We start from the raw sequence: 3,791 nt of genomic DNA on the forward strand, positions 1-3,791 counted from the left end.
CAACACTTTTCAAACAAATGTACGACACAAGACCACGAGCCACACGCTTTGGTCCCTTCCGTGGCCCATAAAACCGGCAAGCTGGAAGTGTGTGGGCGCGCAACCCCGCACACTCACCGGAGAGTGCAAAGGAATGCATTTCCGGGGGGGGCAAGCGGCGGAGCGGACGGGACTCGAAATCGGGAACTGCTTGGGTCCTTGGCGGTGCCCGAGGGACGTATAGAGTGGCTCCAGCCTCGCGGAAACTTTATCGGCAGGGTTAGACGGTCTGCATCACCACGTAGCAGGCTGCGCCTGTTCAGCCCGCTTCGCGCTCTTTCGAGGCAAGCGGGAAGAGCGAGTCAATACGGGAGAGTTCGGTCTCGAAGCGCGACTCGATTTTGACGAGGATCTTGCCGAGCGATGCCTGTTCTTCGGGGGTAAGCGCGTCGAGCAGGTGGCGGAAGAAGACAAGAGGGGAATCGGGCAGGGCCTGGCCGATGTCGTCGGCCTTGTCGGTGAGCCGCAGCTTGACCGAGCGACGGTCGGCGCTGCTCTGGACGCGGCGAACGAGGCCGTCTCGCTCCATGCGGTCGATGAGACTGCTCACGGTGCTCTGATTGAGGTGCAGGCGCTTGGCGAGCTGGGTGATGTTGATGTCGCCGGCCTGCCGAAGGGCCTGGATCGCCGTGAACTGGAGCATGGTGACGCCGTGCACCTGCGTGACGGCCGCCTGGCGCTTGCGCACGCGCGCAATCAGTCCGACCAGCCGTTCGACAACGTCATCAAGAGGATCGTTCTTGCTCTTCTTCGGGCTCACTCGCTCACCTCGCCCCTCGCCCTCCCGTTGACCTTCTTGAATATAGCCGATTGGCCTGGCCGTGCCGACCCTAGAGATTCGGCATCACTTCCTTTGCGTAGAGCTCCATGGAGCGCCGCACCTGCTCGGTGGGAATGGCGCCGATGTTGAAACCGCCGATGAAGTAGTTTCCGCCGGACTTCACGAAGGGTTTGAGTTCCTTGATGATCGTCTCGGGAGAGCCGCAGATGAAGGCCCCGATGTCCTCGCCCGAGAGGCGCGCCATCTTGTCCTCCCCCTCGGCCAGCTGGATGCTCTTGAGTAGCCCCTCCACGAGGCGCTCACCCGACTGCATGAAGGCGCCGATGGTCTTCACGAATGCCGGCTGCCCCACGGCACGGGCCTCCTCATCAGTCTCGGCCACGTAGAGCCACTTGAAGAACGGCACGGTGCTGCTCTCGGGCTTGATGCCGCTGTCATGGATGATTCCCAGCACTTTCTGGAAGGCCTTGAGCGAAAAACCCGCGGTCGCCATCACGGTGTGGCGATGCTTGATCGTCCACTCGATGGTCGAGGGGTTGGCCGTCGTCACCCAGATGTCGGGATGCGGCTGCTGGAGCGGCTTTGGAACGACCTGCACGTCCTTGTACTGATAGTACTTACCCTCATGGGAGAACTTCTCGCCGGTCCAGGCCTTCTGCACAATGTCGCAGATCTCGCGCAGCCGCTCGCGGTTTTCCTCGATGTCGAAGTTGAGTTTCTCGAACTCGTACTTTCGGTAACCCGCCCCACAACTGAAGGAGAAACGCCCTCCCGATAGGATGTCCAGCATGGCACAGTCCTCGGCCAGGCGCAGCGGCTCGGCCAGTGGCGAGACGATGCACTGGGGCGCCAGCTTGATGCGGCTCGTTCGGGCTGCCACGTAGGCCAGAAAGATTTCCGTGCGCGGCATGATGCCGTAGTGCTTTGAGAAGTGGTGTTCGGCCGGGTGGATCCCCTCGAAGCCCAGCTCTTCGGCGAGGACGCATTCCTCGACCGCCTCGCGGTAAAGCTGGTCCACTTCCTTTTTGTTGAGTGTTTCAAACAGGTGAAAGATCCCTGATTTGAGCATTTGATTACCCCTCCTGATTCCCCGCTCGCTCAGGCGAGCTCCATGTAGACGTTTTTGACCTGCGTGAATTCCTCGAGGACGTTGTGCCCGCCCTCGCGTCCGATTCCCGATTGCTTGTAGCCCCCGAAGGGCGCGGCATTGGGGATGGTTCCCCAGCCATTGACCCACACGATGCCGGCCTCCAGCGCGCGGGCAACCTTGTGAGCGCGGTTGACGTCGCTGGTCCACACCCCCGCAGCCAGCCCGTAGGGCGTGTTATTGGCCCACTCGATCACTTCATCGACCTTCTCGAAGGGCCAGACGTTCATTACCGGCCCGAAGATTTCCTCGCGCGCCATCTCGCAGGAGGGATCAGCCTCGGCAAAGATTGTCGGCTCGACGAAGAAGCCCTCCGCGAGCTTGCCGTCCTTGCGCCCGCCGCCGGCAATGAGCTTCGCGCCGGACTTCTTGCCGCCCTCGATGAAACCCATCACCCGGTCGAGCTGGGCCTTTGAGACCAGCGGGCCGATGATCGTCCCCTTGCTCAGGGGATCACCCACCGCGAGGCTTTTGAGCATGTTCTTGAAGTTGTTCACCATCGTCTCGTAGATGGGCTCTTCGACGTAGACGCGTGTTCCGGCCGCGCAGGCCTGGCCCGTGAGCGCGAAGCACCCGATGAGCGAGCCCATCGTTGCCTTGCCCATGTTGGCGTCCTTGAAGATAATGTTGGGCGACTTCCCGCCCAGTTCCAGCGCGACGGGCTTGAGGTTCTTCGCCGCCGAAGCCATCACCCGGCGCGCGGTGGGGCCGCCGCCGGTAAACGTAATCTTGTCCACGCCCGGATGTTCGCAGAGCGCGCCGCCCACCGAGCCATCTCCAGTCACGACGTTGATCACGCCCCTGGGAAAGCCCGCCTGCTCTGCCAGTTCGGCAAAGCGAAGCGAAGTCCACGAGGCAAGCTCCGAGGGTTTGAGCACGACGGAATTGCCCGTCGCCAGCGCGGGGCCGAGCTTGGAACCCAGAAAGAGCATCGGCGTGTTCCAGGGGATGATGACTGCGACGACGCCGTAGGGGTCGCGCAGGTTGTAGCTGAAGTGCCCCTCGGACTGGCCGGTCAGCGGCACCACCTCGCCGTAGATTTTGTCCATCCACGAGGCGAAGTACTCGAGGTTCCGGTAACAGGCCTTGATAGCAAAAGACTTCGAGACCTGCAGCGGCATGCCCATGTTCAGGCTTTCGAGCTCGCAGAGTTCCTTTTCGTTTCCCTGCACCAGCGCGGCGAGTTTCAGGATGCATTCGCGCCGCTTGTTGGTGCTCAGTGCGCGCCAGGCCTTGAAACCCGCGCGTGCAGCGGCAACAGCGTCGTCCACGTCCTGCGGGGTTGCCTGCCCCACCGTCCCGATTTGCGCGCCCATAGCCGGATCGACGACGGGGAGTGCGTCCTTACACGCGCGCCACTCACCACCGATCCAGATACGGTTGAAGCGCGCGACGTTGAGTTCCTTGACGGTTTCGCTGTGGTCGATGCTCATGCGTGTCTCTCCTCCGGCGTTCAGGCGGCCAGGTCGATGCTCGCGCGCGAAATACTCTTGCCGCCCTTGCCAAACTGGTCGGCATCGGCGAAGGCTTCGTTGATCTGTTCGAGCGAATATTTCACCGGCACAGACGTGAGCGGGTACCGGTCGCGTGCCCGTATCAGGAAATCGAGCGCTTTCTTCAGAATGATCGCCGGATAGAGCGAGACGCCCACGATGGAGCGGTTGCCACCGACGAGGATGGAAGGATCTTCCTTGTAGAAGGCCTTGGGCGTGATATTGCCGAGTGTAAGGTAGCGTGCGCCGCGACCCATCATACGCACGCCCTCGGGCATGACCTCGGGCCGGCCAACGACTTCTACAACGAGGTCAGATCGGAAGAGCGTCG

General features: G+C 61.9%; 4 protein-coding genes. All 4 read right to left on the reverse strand.

Translation table 11 applies throughout. The features are described 5' to 3' along the window. Positions 1–298 precede the first annotated feature (298 nt). Positions 299–799 (reverse strand): MarR family transcriptional regulator, encoded by a 501-nt coding sequence (locus tag KDH09_17320; GenBank protein ID MCB0221461.1) that lies wholly within the window; start codon positions 797–799, stop codon positions 299–301. Positions 800–869: 70 nt separating this feature from the next. Beyond that, on the reverse strand, positions 870–1,889 hold the full coding sequence (locus tag KDH09_17325) for an LLM class flavin-dependent oxidoreductase (GenBank protein MCB0221462.1): 1,020 nt from the start codon (positions 1,887–1,889) through the stop codon (positions 870–872). Between the two features lie 29 nt (positions 1,890–1,918). After that, a complete protein-coding gene (locus tag KDH09_17330) occupies positions 1,919–3,400 on the reverse strand; it encodes an aldehyde dehydrogenase (GenBank protein MCB0221463.1) in 1,482 nt (493 codons plus the stop codon). A 20-nt stretch (positions 3,401–3,420) separates the two neighbouring features. Then, positions 3,421–3,791 (reverse strand): hypothetical protein (locus tag KDH09_17335; GenBank protein MCB0221464.1); only part of this gene is annotated, 371 nt, incomplete at its 5' end.

This window comes from Chrysiogenia bacterium, assembly GCA_020434085.1.
In the GTDB taxonomy this organism is placed as follows: Bacteria; JAGRBM01; JAGRBM01; order JAGRBM01; family JAGRBM01; genus JAGRBM01.